1 protein-coding gene is annotated in these 512 nt (G+C 41.6%); it reads right to left on the bottom strand.

All coding sequences use genetic code 11. The features are described from left to right. Nucleotides 1–7: 7 nt before the first annotated feature. A partial coding sequence (locus tag ABS911_RS15335) for an HAD-IC family P-type ATPase (protein WP_350468266.1) occupies nucleotides 8–512 on the bottom strand: 505 nt, incomplete at its 5' end.

Raw genomic sequence — 512 nt, forward strand, 5'->3', positions numbered from 1 at the left:
GTATTTTTTATGCATGAACCTCTTTTGCGTTCGCCGTTTCTACATCAGTTCCTTTGAGTCTGTAGCGCAATAGTCTCATACCGTTTAAGATAACGACTAGGATACTTCCTTCGTGTACTAACATACCGATTGACATGTTCATCCAGTCTGAGAAGAAAACGGCTGCTAGAAGAACAAGTACAGTACCTACTGCAATGACAATATTTTGTTTCATATTATTGGCGGTTGCTTTAGTTAAGCCTAAAGCGTGAGGCAAGCGGCTCATATTTGAGTTCATTAAAACGACATCAGAAGTTTCAATAGCGACGTCTGTTCCGCTACCCATTGCGATTCCAATATCCGCAAGGGCTAATGAAGGACTATCGTTTACTCCATCACCAACGAATGCGACAATTTGACCCTGAGCTTGGAGTTCTTTGAGGTAGTCTGCCTTATCTTCTGGCAGTAAGTTTCCATGGGCTTCTGTTAATCCTAATTCTTCAGCGACTAAATCAACAGTACCTTGGTTATCT

It is taken from the genome of Carnobacterium sp. (genome assembly GCF_040274425.1).